At 46.0% G+C, this 18,780-nt stretch carries 15 protein-coding genes; all 15 read left to right on the top strand.

Annotated features, from left to right (window positions below; all coding sequences use genetic code 11):
* The first annotated feature begins 10 nt into the window (after window positions 1–10).
* The 15 genes from OXH39_20490 (at window position 11) to OXH39_20420 (ending at window position 18,631) form a co-directional block, all read left to right on the top strand.
* A complete protein-coding gene (locus OXH39_20490; GenBank protein ID MCY3552845.1) occupies window positions 11–793 on the top strand; it encodes an SDR family oxidoreductase in 783 nt (260 codons plus the stop codon).
* A gap of 169 nt (window positions 794–962) precedes the next feature.
* The gene (locus tag OXH39_20485) at window positions 963–1,373 is read left to right on the top strand and encodes a hypothetical protein (protein ID MCY3552844.1); all 411 of its coding nucleotides are present in this window, start codon (window positions 963–965) and stop codon (window positions 1,371–1,373) included.
* A 241-nt stretch (window positions 1,374–1,614) separates the two neighbouring features.
* On the top strand, window positions 1,615–3,207 hold the full coding sequence (locus OXH39_20480) for a TlpA disulfide reductase family protein (protein MCY3552843.1): 1,593 nt from the start codon (window positions 1,615–1,617) through the stop codon (window positions 3,205–3,207).
* 147 nt (window positions 3,208–3,354) lie between these two features.
* A complete protein-coding gene (locus tag OXH39_20475; GenBank protein ID MCY3552842.1) occupies window positions 3,355–4,809 on the top strand; it encodes an ABC transporter permease subunit in 1,455 nt (484 codons plus the stop codon).
* Window positions 4,810–5,284: 475 nt separating this feature from the next.
* A complete protein-coding gene (locus OXH39_20470; protein ID MCY3552841.1) occupies window positions 5,285–6,313 on the top strand; it encodes a hypothetical protein in 1,029 nt (342 codons plus the stop codon).
* 41 nt (window positions 6,314–6,354) lie between these two features.
* Window positions 6,355–7,764 (top strand): ABC transporter permease, encoded by a 1,410-nt coding sequence (locus OXH39_20465; protein MCY3552840.1) that lies wholly within the window; start codon window positions 6,355–6,357, stop codon window positions 7,762–7,764.
* A 179-nt stretch (window positions 7,765–7,943) separates the two neighbouring features.
* Window positions 7,944–8,702, top strand: coding sequence for a hypothetical protein (locus OXH39_20460; GenBank protein MCY3552839.1), 759 nt, complete (start codon window positions 7,944–7,946; stop codon window positions 8,700–8,702).
* A gap of 310 nt (window positions 8,703–9,012) precedes the next feature.
* A complete protein-coding gene (locus OXH39_20455; protein ID MCY3552838.1) occupies window positions 9,013–10,500 on the top strand; it encodes an ABC transporter permease subunit in 1,488 nt (495 codons plus the stop codon).
* A gap of 41 nt (window positions 10,501–10,541) precedes the next feature.
* On the top strand, window positions 10,542–12,071 hold the full coding sequence (locus tag OXH39_20450) for an ABC transporter permease subunit (protein ID MCY3552837.1): 1,530 nt from the start codon (window positions 10,542–10,544) through the stop codon (window positions 12,069–12,071).
* A gap of 163 nt (window positions 12,072–12,234) precedes the next feature.
* Window positions 12,235–13,125: a hypothetical protein gene (locus tag OXH39_20445; GenBank protein ID MCY3552836.1), complete on the top strand. Its 891-nt coding sequence runs from the start codon at window positions 12,235–12,237 to the stop codon at window positions 13,123–13,125.
* Between the two features lie 426 nt (window positions 13,126–13,551).
* Window positions 13,552–14,433, top strand: coding sequence for a hypothetical protein (locus tag OXH39_20440; GenBank protein ID MCY3552835.1), 882 nt, complete (start codon window positions 13,552–13,554; stop codon window positions 14,431–14,433).
* 522 nt (window positions 14,434–14,955) lie between these two features.
* Window positions 14,956–15,795 carry a hypothetical protein gene (locus tag OXH39_20435; GenBank protein ID MCY3552834.1) on the top strand — a complete coding sequence of 280 codons (840 nt, stop codon included), beginning with the start codon at window positions 14,956–14,958 and terminating at the stop codon, window positions 15,793–15,795.
* A 15-nt stretch (window positions 15,796–15,810) separates the two neighbouring features.
* Entirely contained in the window at window positions 15,811–16,461 is a 651-nt protein-coding gene (locus OXH39_20430) for a hypothetical protein (protein MCY3552833.1), read from the top strand.
* A gap of 190 nt (window positions 16,462–16,651) precedes the next feature.
* The gene (locus OXH39_20425) at window positions 16,652–17,548 is read left to right on the top strand and encodes a hypothetical protein (GenBank protein ID MCY3552832.1); all 897 of its coding nucleotides are present in this window, start codon (window positions 16,652–16,654) and stop codon (window positions 17,546–17,548) included.
* Between the two features lie 15 nt (window positions 17,549–17,563).
* Window positions 17,564–18,631 carry a hypothetical protein gene (locus OXH39_20420; protein MCY3552831.1) on the top strand — a complete coding sequence of 356 codons (1,068 nt, stop codon included), beginning with the start codon at window positions 17,564–17,566 and terminating at the stop codon, window positions 18,629–18,631.
* The last annotated feature ends 149 nt before the right edge of the window (window positions 18,632–18,780 follow it).

The following is an 18,780-nucleotide window of genomic DNA, read 5'->3' as shown; positions in this document are numbered from 1 at the left end:
AGGAGGAATTATGGAACTCGGATTGACTGGAAAAGTCGCAGTGATTACTGGTGGAAGCGAGGGAATCGGTAAAGGTATCGCGCGCCGTTTATGTGAAGAAGGCGCGAAAGTCGCAATTTGCGGAAGACGCGAAACAGTCTTAGCGGACGCTGCTGAAGAGATCCGCACACAAACCGGCGGTGAAGTCCTCGCAATCCCTGCTGATGTAACGAAACCTGAGACGTTAGAGAATTTTATCAGACAAACCGCGAACCACTTTGGAAAGATCAATATTTTAGTCAATAACGCCGGTCGTTCAGCAGGTGGCGATTTTGAAACCATGAGCGACGAAGCATGGTACGATGACCTGGACCTTAAGTTAATGGGTGCTGTGCGCTGTGCGCGATTGGTGATCCCACACATGAAAAACAACGGTAGTGGAAGGATTATCAATATCACGCATCCCGGAGGCAAACAGCCCAGTGAGGGTTCCTGCCCCACCTCCGTTAGTCGAGCCGCTGGCATTGCTCTGACGAAGGCACTCTCCAAAGAACTCTTACCTCACAACATTTTGGTTAACACCGTCTGCCTCACCTCAATTAAAAGTGCTCAGGGGGAGCGCGCGTGGAAAGCCGCGGGTTCACCGGGAACACTTGAGGAATATTGGGAGGAACGCGGTGCGGAACATCCGCTTGGACGTTTAGGTGAACCGAGTGAAGTAGGTCATCTCGTCGCCTTCCTTGTCTCCGAATGTGCATCATTTATCACTGGAACAGCGATCAACATTGACGGCGGACTCTCAGCAGTCGTGTAGCACAACCCACCACCGCTGGTGAGGTTTCCTAACCCCATCAGTTTTTGAGTGAAATCTCTATTCATATAGATGAACTGTCAAACCTTGTAGGGGCAGCCCTTGTAGCTGCCCTTCTTTACAAACCAACTGCTCTTCTTTACAAGCCATAATATCAAAGGTACTTAAAAAAATGGAAATCTATAAAATTTACCCTGTCCCAGCGGCAGACGCATCAACTGCCTTCCAAATTGAACTGGATCCGCGAGCGATTGCTGCCGCAGAAGAACTCGAAAACAGCGGTGCGCAAGGTACCGAAAGAGAAGAAATTCTACAGAAACATCTCGGCACCGATTATGAAAAAGGTTATCAAGGTACAGCATGGGGATTGCACGGTATTTCCGAAGGATTGACACCAGCACGCTTAGCAGTCCTGTTGGAAGCACACGGCGAATACCTCGACCCATGCGCCGAACGCGAAACCTTCGACCACAGCCTGATGGTTAATGTTGAAGAAGAATTAGCATCCCAATTGGAGGAGATCCCAGAATCCATTTTAGAGGCGATTGTTGAGGAATATAAAACTGAACTGTTAGACGCGTAGGCTAAAACATATCAGGACTCACGCAGAAAGCGGATATTCGGCTGAAAGGGTGGAAGGTAGGGAAGGATGGAACCCACCATCCAGGCTTCCATCCTTCCAATTTTCCGATTCTGCAGGAGAGGAACGGATTTTGCGTAAGTCCTAACACATATTTTTCGGGAACCTTTCTGGAAAGGAGGTGTGCAATCCGATAATACGATACTGCGCCTTACAAAATTGTAAGTGCTAAGGAGATTTGAATATGCCAAAAACAATCGGACGATTGAAAACTCGCGTCCTACTGAACACAATTGCAACCTTTCTGATTGCCACCCTACTGAGTCTAACTTCAGTTGCCTTTGCAGATGAAAATCAATTCCTGTTTCATCTCGAAGATCTCAAAGACCCCGGCAGTTTAGCAGTGAAACTTCAAGACACACGCGCTGCGGTATCCAAACCTATAGCTGCACAACTCTCCGCCGAAACCCAGCGACTGCTGGACGAATATGATGGTATAAGTAACCCTTCCCCGGCTCTTCAGAAAGCACTGCTCGACGATTTGAACCGACTGCTCCAAGTCGCCCCACTCTACGAAGCACAACATCTCGCTAATATCGAACTCAGCGAACAGACGCAGGAACTCCTTGCGCAAAACCCACAAAGCGGAGAAGACCTAATCCGTTTAAACCGTCTCCTTCTGGCAGATGTCTATCCTTATGAGTTAGCCTTGCCTTCCGAAAAACAGAACCCCGACGATTCAACAGGGATTGAGAGATGCAGAGAGAATTTAAGGCAGATAAAACTCGCACTCGAAAACTACCGCGCTGAGACAGACGGAGAACCACAGTGGCTATCTGAACTCTCTCCACAATATCTGGAGGAAAAAGTGCTGCTCTGCCCTGCAGACACAACAGTAGGCATCCCTGGGGTTCTCACTGACGACGGATCGGACCCGACACTGCCGTGTAGTTATCTTTACGAATTTCGCCCTGAACAGAAAGCAGGACAGGAAATTCTACTGGAAATAGAAGGCGACATGATACCTATTGTGCGCTGCCAACATCATCTGCTCAATCTAAGCATTAGCGGAAAACTTTATCGAAATGGTCCGCAGAGAAATATCTATAACGAAACGAAAGTCGTGACAAGGATTTCCATTCAACCCAACCTACCAGCAGATTTGCCCGAAGAAGTCAGGAAACAAATGGCAGAGCAGCTTCTCAAAGGCGGCAATAATAACGTAAAAAGAAACATCTTCCAAATCCAAATCAAGCCCTCGGACGACGTACAAACGAAACTCAAAGAACAACTCGGCGAGGCGTTTCTGGAATCACCAGAGGGAAAAGCAATACTCCAGCAATTAACGCCAACACCCACCGTGTCCATAGATCAGGAGGAATTGGCACTGCTATTGGGCAAACCGATGCCAGACATCGCGCTGACGAACCTTTCCGAGAAACCCGTTAAGTTAGAGACACTCCGCGGCAAGTTTGTCCTTGTGAACCTGTTTTCAACAGACGTTCCCACCTGCGGCCCGAAACTAAAACAGATGGAGAGACTGCTTGCAAACTACGACGCTACCCAATTGCAAGCGGTTGGCATTAGCACGGATGATTCCGCGACAGCAATTGAGGCGTTCAAGGCAAAACACCAACTTTCGATGCCCATCTGGGTTGATAAAAACAACCAAATACGGACGTTCCTTAATATACAGTCGCTCCTCAATAGAGAGGCATCCGAACCCCAAACGGAGCTCATAACACTCCTTTTAAATCGGGAACTCGTTATCAAAGATGTCCTTATAGATGTCGATCCAGAGACACTTTCAACGAAGATAAAGAATTTAATCAAGTAATATAGGTCTTATAACAGTTCGTCAGGAAACAATCCCCACCGCCGCTGGCGAGGATTGTATCCTCGCCTTTGTGTTGGTGTATAAATACTTACGGGCTTTACTATAATTGTCTGAACCAGGATTTTCAGCATTATAGGACTTTCTTGATTGAAAACTGACCTTAGAATAGCAAGGCAAGGTGAAAACATGTTCCTAACGCTAATTCAGAAAGAAATGATGCATCACATTTTGAGTGTCCGATTTGTCGCGCTCCTCGTGATGTGTCTCCTGCTTATTCCACTCACGCTTTCTATTAATTATCGAAACTATCAGCAAGACTTGGTGGATTACCAAGAAGCGGTTAAACTGGCGAACATCGAGGAAAAGACAGTAAACCCGAAGAGACCACTGGAACCGGAGATTGAAGTTTCTAAACTCTTTCTTAAACCGACACCTTTGAGCGTCTTCGCGAACGGATTAGGTGATTCACTACCGAGCTACTTTGGGATGACGCGTAATGGAATCACACAGGGACCACCCTCTACATTTTCTGCGCCGCTCTCCCAACTTCTGGGACATCTCGATTTTCTATTCGTGGTAGGTACCGTTTTTAGCCTGCTTGCACTCCTGTTCACATTTGATGCCGTTGCTGGGGAGCGAGAGGCAGGTACAATTCGGATTACCCTATCAAACGCTGTGCCGCGCGATCTCTTTTTGTGGAGTAAGCTAATCGGTGGCTACCTTGTGTTTGTTGTTCCCTTTCTGGTGTCGTTTCTATTCGGCTTACTGCTACTTGTCTGGCAAGGGTTTCCTCTTGGCGAGTCAGATATTTTTCCACGGGTCCTCAGTCTAACCCTCGCCTCACTACTCTACATCGGGGTGTTTTTTGCAATAGGAACCGTGATTTCCACCTACTTGGACAGTGCCAAAACAGCACTCATCGTCGCTTTCACCCTTTGGGTGTTCGCCGTGCTGATTACGCCACGCATAGGATTCCTTGCAGCAAAGGTTATCGCCCCAACACGAACTTCACAGAGCGTCTATATGGAAAAGAAAGCTATTCGAGATGATTTCAATGCGGCACTCTCAGAAGAAAAAAAGAAAATTGTCATGGAGATGCCCGCATATGAACGGGGCACACGCATAATAGCTGGAGAGGTTGCGAACAAAGTTGATGAACGCATGAAACCCTTTGAAGAGGAATATAGACAGAAATTTCAAGATCACGCTGACAAACTCGACCGGGATTACAAACGTGAAACAGAACAGCAAGAACAGGTAGGTGAGACGCTTTCACGAATTACGCCAACATCATCCCTCATCTATCTCACTACAAACTTGACACAGACAGGGAAGCAAAAAAGGAGCAATTACTTTCAAGCGGGTGAGCGTTACTATAATGAACTCCATACGGATCTGTTCAGTAAAATTGTAGATCATGCTTCCGTAAGAACGTGGAACCCGGCGACTGATATCGTCAAAATTACACAGCCGCCACCTTTGGAAACCACAACCTTAGCAGAAACGGTCCGCCAATCAGCCGTGGATGTGCTCCTGCTCTGCTTCTTTGCAGTCGTGTTGACGACTGTGTCATTCCTGAAATTCTTCAGGTTGGATATTTGATGCAACAAGCTGCGATGTACGTTTATTGATAACCAATTAGCCTTTCCGCTTCAAGGATTCCTTGGATATACTGTTTTTTTAAAATAAAATGCAACTTTTTTGAAACTCGTTTGTAGTAACGACAACCTCAAAATGCGCGGTGGGAATTGAAGCAATTCATTGCAACTTTTTTCGCTAACATGTGTATAATAACCTATTAGGTTGCGCCTTCTTCTGCACAATCTAACAGATTATGCTACGAAAGGTGGCAACTTGCGTTATAATAACCCAAGTTGCTACCAACGGATTTTTGGCATTCTAACACGGTTTTTCAAATACTTTCCTCACCCCGTAGGGGTGCTATGTCTATAGAAAATGCAGTCTACAACCTCTTGCACTCCAGCGGAGTGCCATGTGCACAAATAGGTGGCTTAGGTTATAATAAGGAAAAGCGACCGATGACGCAAACATCTGCTTTAGAAACGGAGGAGACATTATGGAAATAAAACGTAGAAATGTCGTGTGTATACTCGTCCTTTTGATTGTGTTGAGTGCTTCCCCTTTTTTCGATCTGCAGGCGGGTCCGATAGTACTTGAACGCTCAATAACATGGGTGCCTGCAGGAGATAAGTGGGATCCTTCACAGAAGGCATTGGTGCGGACAGAATTCAATGAGGGAATCTCTTACGGTTCTAAAGAATATAGAGGTCCACAAACCGTACAAGCACTGATGCACACCTTTGATGAAGCCTATAACCGCAAGCACTCACGTACCATAGCGACCGTATTCTCAAAAGCGAGTATCGCTGAAATTAAACCGGACGAAATAGTGGGGATCCATAAGTGGTCAGAGCTGCTCTCAAAGAAAGGTATCTCCAGCTCTTTTAAGGGCACTGAAATAGATGCCCGGTACCCCCGAACCGCATGGCTTCAACTCCTTTTGGAGAGAGGTATCACCATAGAAAGCCTTATCGATTATTTTTTCTGTATGGCACATCGGCATCAGTTGGCATTCCTTGAGGATAGTCCGTATCTCTGGAAAACCGAGATTCACGGTATTCCGTCAACAGAGGCATGGGAAACCTACAAAGCCGATTATATTGATCGGTTTGTAAGATACTATACTCGGAATTGGAAAATCCCAGCAGAAGCCACTGCAAAACGGATAGAAACCACTAAGGCACGGATAGCAGCCTCAAAGACGAGAGTAGAAGCCGCCAAGAAAAGGATAAAGGCACAGATAGAAGTTGTCGAAAGTAGTATCCCAAAAGCACCTAACGTTCCAACAATCCCACAAGTTCCGCAGCTTCACAGCGAAATTGAAGAGATGACGCTTTCACCTCTACGGAGCCTTGTGAACCAATTAGAACAGACAGTAGAAGATTTGGAACGTCAAAACAGATCGGACGCAGCGGAGCAGGTCAAAGAGGTGTTGGAACACATCAAGAAGATTCTGGAACGTGACAAAACACCTAACGAACCAAACCAGAATATGAAAAGGACACCCCGCTATCCGCCTTTGTAGGAGAAAGATAGGTTTTGTCCATTGCATAAGGAGCACGCTAAATGTTAATGACGCTAATTCAAAAAGAGATGATGCATCATATTCTGAGCGTCCGGTTCGTCGCGCTCCTGTTGATGTGTCTCCTGCTTGTTCCGCTCACCCTACACATCAATTACCGCAATTACCTTCAAAACCAAGTCAATTATCAAGAATCCATCAAACTATCGGACGCAGAAACCGAGGAGAAACTGCCAGATTCCCCAGCCCCGGACCTGGAAGTTTCCAAACTCTTTCTTGAACCGACACCTTTGAGCGTCTTCGCGAAAGGTTTAGAGGAATCGCTTCCCAGTTATCTTGGAATGACACGCAACGGTGTAAAACAGGGTTCAACGTCCGTTGCAGAAGCCCCTCTCTCCTCCGCTTTAGGGAACCTCGATTTTCTGTTCGTTGTTAGCACTGTCTTCAGTCTACTTGCGCTGTTGTTTACGTTTGATGCTGTCGCAGGTGAAAAAGAGGCTGGAACGCTTCGGATAACTCTGGCAAATGCCTTACCACGAGATTTGTTCTTGTGGAGTAAACTAATTGGTGGATATATCGTGTTTGTTGTTCCGTTCCTCGTAGCGTTTCTCTTAGGTTTACTCCTGCTTGTTTCGCAAGGGTTTCCTTTGGGTGAATCTGACATCTTCCTACGTGTGCTCAGTTTGACGTTAGTTTCGTTGCTCTACATCGGTGTATTTTTTGCAATAGGGACCGTAATTTCCACCTACTTAGACAACTCGAAAACAGCACTCATTATTGCCTTTACCGTCTGGGTACTTGCCGTGCTGATTGCCCCACGCGTTGGGTTTCTCACCGCTAAACTTATCGCCCCAACACGCGCGATTCAGAGCGTCCACATGGAAAAAACTGCGATTCGCAATAACCTTAATGCAGAAAAGGAACAAGTGCTTGGGAAAAAAATAACAGAAACTTTAGGGACTTCGTTTAGTCTCAACGAGACTCTCCCAAAAATCAAGGAACTCAGGGAACCAATCGATGCCGAATATCGACAGAAGTTTCAGGAGCAAGTCGACAAACTCGAGCGAGAATACCAGCGTGAAAAAAAGCGGCAAGAATCGGTTGGAGAAACCCTTTCTCGAATCACTCCCACATCTTCCTTGATTTACCTCGCCATGAATTTAGCCGAGACCGGGAAAATAAAAAGAAACACCTACTTTCAAGCGGGCAATCGTTATTACATTCAGCTTGAAGAAGAGTATTTCAGTGAAATTACGGACGATGACTTTGCCACAATGGCGCGATTCGTATCTGGTAAAGCTGAACCCAAGAAGATTGCCCCGCCGCCAGACATGACAGAAACCTCCTTATCAGAAACCCTTCGACACTCTGTAGTAGATTTACTGCTGCTCTGTTTCCTATCAGTGGTGTTGACAACCGTGGCGTTCCTGAAATTTTTTAGATTGGATATTTGACGCACACACCAGTTCGCATACTATTAGTCGAAGGTCTTACAAGTTATCTCATCAAAATCTGAAATTATGCACCCTTTTCGTCCACAAATTAGATCATTAATATTAGAAGACACGACGACAATAGCGAATTACCTCAACAAGTTTACACAAAACAAGACTAACGAAGGAGAGGCAACGAAATGACACGTAAAAACGCCGTGCGAATGTTCATAATTTTGATAGTTCTCGGGTTCACTACTTTTTTTGGCTTCCAAGCAAACTCGCAAACAGTTAATACCTTCATAGAATCAATAGAAGCCAAGCACCCAGCACCAGATACCACTCCTGAAAAGTATGAAGGGTTGCAAACCGTGAAGGGGTTGATGAACGCCTTTGATGCGGCATACAACCAAAAGTATTCAAAGGCGAAGGTGATAGCACTCTGTGAGGATGGTGTTGTTTACAGTAGCGAGCTTGCAATTAGCGGTGAAATAGACGCGAGACATTCACGAATAGAGTGGCTTCAGATGCTTTTGCAGAGAGGTATCACTATAGAGGATTTCGACGATTATAGGATCTACCTGTCAAAGCGACATACTTTGGCATTTTTGGAGGACAATCCAGATTTGCAGGAAATCGGGTTTCTTGGCATGCCTTTAATGGATAATCAGAACGCTTATAAAGTCGCTTATATTGATAAACTGGTAGCCAAACGGGTTGAGGACCACAAGAAACAAATGGAGCGCGCCAAGAAACGAATTGAGAGTGCCAAGGAACGGATTGCGCGCGCCAAGAAACAACCCAATCCGAAACAAGTTGAACACGCCAGAAAACAGATTGAGCACGCTACAAAACAACTCAGACGTGCCCAAGAGGCTTTAGAACGTTTCCAGAACCCGATCCCACTCCAGCAACCAAATCGGAACATGCGGAAGAGGTCACCCTATCCACCGCTATAGAGGTAAAGATAGGTTTGTCAACGGTATAAGGAGAATACCAGAATCAGGTTTTGAGGAAGGGTGGAAGACAGGAAGACTGGCAGCAACATCGTACCCCCTATCTTCCAACCTTCCCGCCTTCCAACTTTCCAACCCACTTGGAAATGCAAAACTTCAATGTTAATACTTCAACTTGCTTAACCTACCTCTCCCACCACAGGGACTACTAACAGCAACATTTCCCCCATTTCACTATCCCGCACAGTTTTTACTATCCTTTTTTCTCCAAAGTGTCTCTAATAGACAAATCCCAAATTTTTAAGGAAGCATCATGCTACGAAACCTGATCCGCCAAGAGCTTCTAACGCATTTGATGAGTGCGCGATTCTTTGCTGCTGTTGTGATTACGCTTCTCCTCGTTTTCGCCAATGCCGTTGTGCTTCTCGAAGATTACGAGCGTCGATTGGTGAGATATAGCCAGCAAGAGAATGTTCATCGTCAGAAAGCGCAGGAAGCGAAAACCTACTCAATGCTAAAACTATCTGTTGAACGTCCGCCGAACCCCTTAAGTCTCTTTAGCGCGGGATTGGATAAGCGGCTTGGAAGTACTTTTGACATCTACTACGGTCGCGTCCCGATGATTTCAGATGGTTCGGCGCGAAGTCTCGATAACGCGTTTCTCAACCTCTTTTCAAAGATTGATCTCGTCCTCATTTTTCAAGTCGTTTTGAGCCTGATGGCACTGCTTTTCGCTTATGACGCAATTGCAGGAGACTGGGAAAGTGGCACCTTACGCCTGGTTATCTCCCATCCAGTGAGGCGTGGATCCATTCTACTTGCCAAATATATTGGTGCTATGGCCTGCCTGCTGCTCCCCGTACTGATGAGCCTGCTGATGGTCCTGATCCTGTTATCTACTGTCGGTTCAATCCAATTGGGTGGAGAAGATTTCCTTCGGATCGGCGGGATAGTTCTGACGACAACCATCTATTTGTCTGCTTTTTATCTGATCGGACTGTTGATTTCCACAACAACGCGCCGGACTGCCACATCATTGATGCTCTGTATGTTTTTGTGGGTAGCTTTGGTACTCGTCTATCCAAATTGGAGCCGATTTGCCATCACCCCGGTGGGTGATACGCGCGCAATACATTCATCGGCGAATCAACAGATTGAACAGATTTGGGAGGAGGTTGACAGAGAGGAAAGCCAATTTTTAGCGAACAGTCCGCTCGAAGGCAAACCTCGAAAGTTTAATCTGGATGTTCAGCAGTCAAATAGTTTCTCATCAGGCGGGCACCTCAGTAGACGATATGGAATAGATCTGAAATTGGGAAATCAATCAGATGCCCTCGTGCCGCACGTTCAAAACTATCATGCGACTATGGGTGCCTTGTACATCCGTTCGGCAGAACAGATCGCTTTAGTCCGAAAACAGACTTTAGATACCACCTCTCTCCGGAGAGCGATATGGCATGAACGTTTAATGAAACTCAGTCCTGCCAGCTTATATACGTTTGCAACCTCCGCTTGGGCAGGCACGGATTTGGAGGGCATGTTTGATTTTGTGCAAGCCGCTCAGGGTTACCGGCGTACGGTCATTGACTATTTCCACGACAAAGATGCATTCGGCAGTCGGCAATGGTTCGCTTCTGACAAAGGCACAGTAGACTGGTGGGACTTGCCACAGTTCCGTTTTAAGCGGGCGGATGTTTGGGAAAACACAACGCGGGCACTGCCCGAATTGTTTTTACTCCTATTAATCAATCTGGTTCTGTTCACGCTGACATCTCTGATTTTCACCAAAATTGAAGTCTAATACCAAACGAACCACATCAAACCGCAAGGAAAATTAAAAAAATGATTTGGCATATTATCAAACGAGAACTCTTTGATCACATCAATAGCCTGCGTTTTATTCTAACGGTTGTGATACTTTCCGCCTTAATGGTCACCAACGCCGTAGTGCATCTTCGGACACACTCAGAAAGGGTCCGTAATTATTCCAAGAATGTTACCGAGTCCCTCAATACGTTGAAATCTCGGACGCAGTTGTATACTTTAGCCGAAAAGGGACCAGGGAACCTCCATAAACGTCCCTCTGCGCTTGCCTTCATTGCAGACGGCGGCAACGCTTATCTACCGGGACATACACCGAAGAGCGAGGGGACTTGGTCCAAAAGTGGTCCAGGGTGGAAGGCGAAAAGCAATTGGTGGCTGAGTTACGGCTCCGCGAATCCAGATGAAGGAGACCTGCGTCCGCAGGCAACAAAGATAGATTGGGTATTCATCATCACCTATCTGCTCTCCTTTATTCCGCTTTTATTCACCTTCGACGCGCTTTCAGGTGAGCGACAACAGGGAACCTTGCGATTGTGTCTCGCGAATCCGATTTCGCGCCCTGTTCTGTTGATCGGTAAATTCTTAGGCACTTTAATAACTGTCCTCATTCCGTTTGTTTTCGCAGTATTGCTGAATCTGGCGGTGATCTCGACTGACAATTGGACACAACTAAGTACAGCCGATTGGGGACGTTTAGGATTGGTTCTACTGATTGCTTTCGGCTACGCGGGTATCTTTGTCGGATTGGGACTGATGGTTTCTGCTGGCACGCGAGAGCCTCGGATAAGTCTCGTTGTGCTTCTATTGATTTGGGTAGCCACTGTGATTTTTATGCCGTCAACCCTCGGCACCCTTTCCACAAAATGGATGCCACCCGTCCAAACGATCGATCAATTTCATGCCTCAAGAGACGCAGCCCTTGGTCAGATTGACGCTGACTATAATGATCGATTGAACGCAATCAAAGAAAAAAAGACCCCTAACCTTCCAAGCTTAAGTGAACTTCAGAAACTTTTTGAAACTGACCCTGAAGCTGCCAGAGCCGAAGCGGAAAAGTATATGGCGGCGTGGGAAACAGAAGGTGATGAAGAACTGGCACTCAAGGCGGAACTCGTCAACAGAGACATAGAAACCCGAGAACGCCTTAACCGCGAGTATTTAGACGCACAAATCGTACAGGTACAACGCGCAAGGGTTGTAACCCGGTTCTCACCAGCGGCGATTGTCCAATACGCCCTTGAATCAATGGCAGGTACCGGCTTCAACCGCCACTTGCAATACTTAGAACGCGTGCACGATTACACAAAACAATTCCGACAATTCATCGTCGAAACCGACAGAGCAGACATGCAAAGTCGCCACCTCATCGGCATCCCTGAAGGCATGTCCGAGAAACCGTTCTCAAGTGAAGCGATTCCGAAATTTGAGGATAAGATCGCCTTCAGCGATACGTTCAACACCGCGACTTTAGATCTGCTGTTGCTCGTTTTACTGCTCGGTGTATTTTTCTCGGGGGCATTTCTTATCTTCATACGCGCAGAAGTATAAATGCCAAAGAATAACCATCAACCATCAGAAACGCATCGCGTGTCCTTTTCAGAATCGGCGGCGTTTTTGTAGCACAATCTTTTAGATTGTGTCCCATAAGGCGCAAACTAAAAGTTTGCGCTACAAATACAGAACTCACCTTACTAATAAAGAGGAACCTATCATGTTAAAAAGATTTCGTTTCGTTTTAAGTCTACTGCTCATTTTTAGCTTCAGTACAACGCTGTTCGCGGCGGAAAGCAAAGATGCCTATTTTCCACACGTGCAAGGGAGTTACTGGGTTTACGAAGATCAGGATGGCAATGAATTGACACGCCGTGCTGTAGAGAAAAAAGAAATTGAGGGTAAGACGTATCATGCCTTCAACTATGAACCCGCCTTCGAGGATTGGGCAGACTATGATTATCACATCCATCCCAATTTCTATCGGATCGGTGAGGAGAAGGTCACGTTCTGGGTCGGTGATGAGGCAGAGAAAGCCGTCAAAGCACATCTTACCAAAGAGATGGAGGCTTTTCTGAAATTATTGCAGAAAATGGGGGCACCGTTTATTATGCTCTATAATATTGAGATAGAGGCACAAGACCCGTTTTATGCACTGCCGATCCCTGTCACCTTCAACGAAAAGTGGAAGGCAACGCAGATAAAAGCCAAAATCACACTGACACCTGTTCCTCCCCAAGATCCTCCAGAAATCACACTCGAATTCACTATTGTCGAAACAGGGACCGTGGTGGGCAGAGAAAACGTTGAGACACCCGCTGGCACTTTTGAAGACTGTTTGAAAATTGAATACCGAACAGAAACAGAGGTAGCAGCAGTGCCTTCACCGGAAACGGGATCAGATCCGCCCGGCGAATCCGTTACAACGCTGTGGGTAGCACCCAATATCGGGATTGTCAAGCTTCATCAAAAGGCCGAGGATATTTTTCTGAAAACTATCTCTACGACTATGCCTCCTGAAGTTGGAGCTCTGCCTACAGTCAAGCCCCCTGAATTAAACTTGGAATTAAAGAAGTATGAAGTCAAATCGGCTGATTCGGGAAGCGAATAAGTAACTTCCGGTCCATCATCAATCAAACGTCAGAATAACAACAGCTAACGGTGTGTTATCCTGTTAGGTATTTTGGGAAATAGCCAGTAATTTTATTCTGCTGAGGTTGCTGTTTGAGAACCCAAACGACAACTTGGGTTAATATTTGTAGAAGGAGCCTTCTTGTCCCGAATCCTCGCATAATACCATTTCTAATTGAATACCTTTCAATGTGCATGTAGCATAGACTGTTAGTCTGTGCCACCGTGCCCCTTTCAGAAAAGTTGTTCATGCAATATCTACTTTCAGAAATGGTATAAGAGGGACAGGAAGGCTTCTTGATGCAGTCGCAAGAGTGGCACCGCTTATCTTCTTGACAAGTATGCCAGATAGGCATAGTATTAAATAACCCATTGGTGAATTGGATACTAACAAAAGGAGACTCAGATGACAAAGTCCAAGCGGTTCGTCGCTTTTGTGATCTTTCCGCTTCTGTTCCTATCATTGATTATTCTTGGTCTACTCTCATCAGGAATCAGCCAATCAAGCTCGAGATCAGAAGGGCACAACGTTTATCCTACCGGACATTTAACAGTTGACACAGAGTTTGGTACAATCAATATAGAAACCACAGATCACAATCACGTCGATATCGCCATTAAAAAAATATGGAGATCGAGACTGCTAATAATGCGACCGAAACTTGTCGGATGGCGGGACGAATTGTTTGAGGATTTTGAAACTACGATTGAATACGAAGGGCTGGATACCCAATCGAATATCCGAGTCGTGGGAAAATTCAAGCGTGGGCGGGAATATTGGCAAGACGGATTGAAGTGGTTTAAAGTTGAAATTCAAGCAACAGTCCCACGTCAGTATAATGTCACGCTCAAAACTGCATCCAGCGGAGATATTCATGTCGGTGACCTGATAGGGTCAGTTAGAGCAGAGGCTTTAGGCGGTAATATTTATCTTGGAAAAATCCAAGACGAAGTCTGGGGAGAAACCGGTTTGAGTGGGAACATTACTCTCAAAGGGTGTCAAAGTAGCGTTAACTTGACAACCGGTATGGGAAATATCCGTGCGGAAATGACAATGCAACCACAACATCCCTGGACTTTGCACGCATCAATGGGTGGAGCGATAGATGTTACGCTCGGCCCCCATATTGCCATTGACATAGACGCTCAAACCCAAGGGAAAATCTCAAGCGATTTCTCTCTTCAACCTCAAGATGAAATTACAGAAAATCTGCTAAAGGGAACACTGAACGGTGGTGGACCCTTACTGAAATTGCACGCCTCTACGGGTGAAATTCGCCTGAAGTGAAAGCAGGCTATAGTAAAATCCGAAATATGTTGACAGTCGGTTAGTAAACGACGAAAATACGCAGAAATACTGGATTTATAGTAAAACCAACAATTAAATAGACACTTCATCTTTAACAGAAGCCGGTTCGTAGGGGCGAGGTTTCCTCGTCCGCCTTCCAAAATGTGTTTCATTATTTTTAGAGGTCACTATAGTCTGGGATTAGACTAAATCCGTTCCTTAGTATTACATTGCCAAAATACCCTCACCGCCGCTGGCGAGGTTTATAACCTCGCCATTCCGTTGATGTATCTGCGCCGCCTCCCATCTTTCTTTAGGAACGAGCTCCCGCCCCAATAAAATTGAAATTTTCCCATTTTTTAACATTATGCAACCTTTTTGCGCAAAACTGGGTCTTTAATTATAAAGGGTAATGAACTCCCACAGATAATTTTGGGCTTTACTATAAAATCTATGTAAGCAACAACTTTTTATATAAGTGCTGTTAGTGTAGAATGTTAATTATGACTAAGGAGATTAAAAATGAAAACTTTAACGATTGGACTTCTCATTCTGGTGATGATGAGTGGACAACTCAACGCTGATGAGAACGCCATACCTAACAAAATCACACTTAACCTTGATAGCATGTCAGAAGTCTCTGTCAAAGGCTTCATTGCCCCGATTGAGTTTACAGTAGACAACTTTCATCTGAATTGGGACACATTAGCGAACTTGAAAGTCGCCGAGCCAGAAAAGCGATATGCAGCGTCTGTTTTCCACGCATTTCTGCCGCATCAACCTGTTTCCGTTGGCGAACTGTGGCAAGTTAAACCGGAGGGCGTTCTGGAATTGCTGAAGCAACTTCACCCCAACCCATACGTGGAGATGCACAGTCCTGTGGATTCATCAGGATTATGGGCAACGCTTCGCGCTTACAATGATCTCTTTGCCGAAATTGTGTTTCGCATTCATGCAGAATTTGCTTTAGAGGACGGTTGGTTCACCCCGTCCCAGTTTGCTGGGCGTTTGGTTATCAACCGTGCCGAGGCTAAGGTCGCCTTCTTTGAGATGTCCGTCCCTGAAGGCACACTCAACTTCGATGTGAACCGGCAACACAAGAACAGTTCCTCCTACGGTACGGATGCCGGCTTCTGTCCCCAAATAGGACTTCTTGCGGGTACAGAGGCTATCACGTCAGACACGCAATTCACCGAAGCCATCACCCAGGAAGAGGCGGAACGTAGGCTGATACACCGTTTCTACAAGTCGGAACAAATCGAATGGGTAGCAATGGACAAAGCGTTAGAGATAGCAAAGTCGCTACAACGGCCGATTCATGTGGTTTCGATCAATGGACCGCTCACCGACGAGGCGTGCTGAGGGAGCGGAAAAACCTTGAGGGCAGTTGTCCTCTCCAATGACCGAATCATCGAATCGCTAAACGAAAAATTTGTCAATACTTGGGTGCTGAACACTGATATGAAAAGATTACGTGAAGCGAAGGGAATTGACGGAATGCAGCCTTTGGCGCGAACAATTATTAGTGGGTGGAAGCGGCATTCTCCAGTAGATTGCTTGGTAATATCGCCAGACCTGGAACTGATGGGACGGCAACCGGTCAATGAACTATTCAATGCGATAAATAACATGGAGGAGGCTTACCGTCGGTTTCTCGTGGAATCGTTAGAAGGGAAACGCCCCGGATTAGGTAGTACTCGACATGTCGCTCTCAACGTTCTCGACGTTCAGCGAACCTCAGCGGAAAATGTAATGAACGCTTTCGTGGAAGCATTTAAGAATCTTGACTCAGAGAAAATGCTTCCGATGCTTACAGAGGATGCCAGAGAAGCATTTGGAATGAATACTGAAAATTTGCCAGAAGATGTGCGTACCCAGATGCGTCAAATGTTAAGTCAGATGGAGGTTTTGAGCAGCGAATATGTAGATGATGAATTCCACTTCCGATTAAGACTGCCGCAGTCGCCGGAGAAATCTTTTAAGATGCGAAAAGTGGAGGGCGTGTGGTTCATTTATGATGTCAAGTGATTCAAATTTCAAAATTTAGTTTTCCTGCTGCTATCCTGTTAGACATTCTCCCTCTAAAAAGGATACAGCAGGCGAACAAGCACTTTCATAATCTCCGCGCGACCGCACTCCAGCGGAGTGCTATGTCTATTTAGCTTGAAATCTCCATCTATGTTCATCATTCACGATAAATCAAATCCAGGAGTTAATAATGAAAAGGAATTGGTTGATTGTCTCAATATTAGTAATATGGGTTTTAGGGTTGAACTTAACCCTTCAAAGTGCCGCTAATAAGATAAACATGGAGAATACATTGGATGAGAAGGCAACTTTACAAGTGCGTGCCTATTGGGAACCTATTGCAGATTCAGCATTGGGTCTGTCCAATTACTCACCGGAAAATGCAGCCATCTTCAACAACCTTTCACCGGCGCATCCAAGTCAGGAATATAAAGCAGACGCTTTCACAGCCTTTTTCCCCAACGGAGATGTTACCGTCGGAGACCTATGGGAACTTGATGTTAACAAGATTGTCCCCTTTCTTCGTCAATTTCACCCCGGGGCAACTGCTGAAATGCATTTAAATCCGGGTGGCTGGTATACGACAGCAGATCATCGTAGAGCCGTAAGTGGTATGGAGTCGGACGGTGGCTTCGCGTGTCTACGGGCACTATCGTCCGATTATGCAGAAATTGTTTTCAGAGTTCATGCGGAATTCCTCTTGGATAAGGACGCTCCTGCTTACTTTACACCGGCACAATTTACTGGACGATTGGTGCTGAATCGGAACAATGGGACAATTCGAGAATTTTGGCTCTATCTCCCTTCTCGCAATACCAATGTTGACATCAACGCCTTTAACGCAGCGGATATGGTTTTCGTCCCACGCATGGAACTTATCGGACAGAACGCAGATGATCAGAGTGATATTGTCTGGGAGACTGCCATTACAGAAGAAGAGACGAAGGCGATGTTGGCGGCTGCCTTCTACAAGTCTGCCGAGATCAAGAGGTTCCCTATTGAAGAGGTTGTTGCACAGGCACAAGCGAAGGATCGCCCTATTCATGTGCTGATGACATGGGGTGTATTTGATGATGAATCGTGCTGAGGGAGCGGCAAATCTTTGAGGGCAGGTGTCCTCTCCAATTCAAAAATTATAGGACTTCTCAACGAACAATTTGTCAATGTATTCGTACTTTTAGGGGACCTTCCTGAATTTCAGAGCGGGACGAAGGGTGAACCGGTAAGTAGATTGGCAAGCACGATTTCTACAACACTTGAAGAGGCTGTGGTACAACACAAGGTAGGTCGCTCGGTAAACACTTTTATACTCTCACCCGAGTTAGAGTTGATAAGTCATTTACCCTATCGCAAACCGGGCGAGTCCAATATTGACGTGAAAAAGTATGAAACATTTCTAAAGGATGCTTTGGCGGCACTTGGGAAACACCGCGGACCGAGTAGTAGTCGACACGTCGCACTCAACGCTCAGCGACCCTCAATGGAGATCCTGAACATTTTTCGCGCGCCCGGCCGGGGTAATCAGGATTACACAACCGTTGAGATTGACACCACACCGTTTGAAGACGGTGGTAAACTCACCATTGATATCTGGGTGGGCAATGGCGAAGGGCAGGGTTCGTTCGATCTATTCGCCGGAGATACGGAACTTCCCACAACAGGTGTACCTGATAATGCGTTGGCTTCTGCGTGGGATATTGAGCCGGGCATGAGTGAACAAATCGTTCACCCTTTTGACCGAGGGCAGCTCTTTAAGTTGGGGGGTACTGGCAGTTGGTTCAGCGAGAAAGGGTTGGTCAACGCTTTTTGGGCAAAAATCTCTGTCGAACCGAATTCAGAGCCGAGAAAAGTGTCATCAGCGCGCACGGGGCAATCTCCGGAAGATGTAATGAACACTTTCGTGGAAGCATTTAAAAATCTTGATTCAGAGACAATACGCTCGATGCTTACAGGAGATGCCAGAGAGACATTTGAAAGTGATTTTGAGGATATGCCAGAGGATATGCGTCCTCAGATACGTCAAATGTTGAGTCAGATGGAGATTGTAAGCAGCGAATATGTGGGTGATGAATTCCACTTCCGATTAAGAGTACCGACGGCGCAGCCGCCGGAAGTACCTGTTAAGATGCGAAAAGTGGAAGGTATCTGGCGCATTTATGATGCCAAGTGATTCAAATTTCAAAATTGAATTCTCCCGCTGCTATCCTGTTAGAGGTCCGTAGGTTGGGTTGAGCGGGATTGAAAATCAAAGGTAGATATTTCAAAATACATCAAATCTGATATACCCGCGTATGCATAGAGAAATCCAGCGAAACCCAA

Source organism: Candidatus Poribacteria bacterium, from assembly GCA_026702755.1.
Lineage (GTDB): Bacteria > Poribacteria > WGA-4E > WGA-4E > WGA-3G > WGA-3G.
This window is presented reverse-complemented; position numbering and strand designations above follow the sequence as displayed.

What these genes read in the sequence shown, in the direction of transcription:
- OXH39_20490 (MCY3552845.1), top strand. Translation starts at nt 11, where the DNA reads ATGGAACTCGGATTGACTGGAAAAGTCGCAGTGATTACTGGTGGAAGC.
- OXH39_20485 (MCY3552844.1), top strand. Translation starts at nt 963, where the DNA reads ATGGAAATCTATAAAATTTACCCTGTCCCAGCGGCAGACGCATCAACT.
- OXH39_20470 (MCY3552841.1), top strand. Translation starts at nt 5,285, where the DNA reads ATGGAAATAAAACGTAGAAATGTCGTGTGTATACTCGTCCTTTTGATT.
- OXH39_20455 (MCY3552838.1), top strand. Translation starts at nt 9,013, where the DNA reads ATGCTACGAAACCTGATCCGCCAAGAGCTTCTAACGCATTTGATGAGT.
- OXH39_20435 (MCY3552834.1), top strand. Translation starts at nt 14,956, where the DNA reads ATGAAAACTTTAACGATTGGACTTCTCATTCTGGTGATGATGAGTGGA.
- OXH39_20440 (MCY3552835.1), top strand. Translation starts at nt 13,552, where the DNA reads ATGACAAAGTCCAAGCGGTTCGTCGCTTTTGTGATCTTTCCGCTTCTG.
- OXH39_20460 (MCY3552839.1), top strand. Translation starts at nt 7,944, where the DNA reads ATGACACGTAAAAACGCCGTGCGAATGTTCATAATTTTGATAGTTCTC.
- OXH39_20445 (MCY3552836.1), top strand. Translation starts at nt 12,235, where the DNA reads ATGTTAAAAAGATTTCGTTTCGTTTTAAGTCTACTGCTCATTTTTAGC.
- OXH39_20480 (MCY3552843.1), top strand. Translation starts at nt 1,615, where the DNA reads ATGCCAAAAACAATCGGACGATTGAAAACTCGCGTCCTACTGAACACA.
- OXH39_20425 (MCY3552832.1), top strand. Translation starts at nt 16,652, where the DNA reads ATGAAAAGGAATTGGTTGATTGTCTCAATATTAGTAATATGGGTTTTA.
- OXH39_20465 (MCY3552840.1), top strand. Translation starts at nt 6,355, where the DNA reads ATGTTAATGACGCTAATTCAAAAAGAGATGATGCATCATATTCTGAGC.
- OXH39_20450 (MCY3552837.1), top strand. Translation starts at nt 10,542, where the DNA reads ATGATTTGGCATATTATCAAACGAGAACTCTTTGATCACATCAATAGC.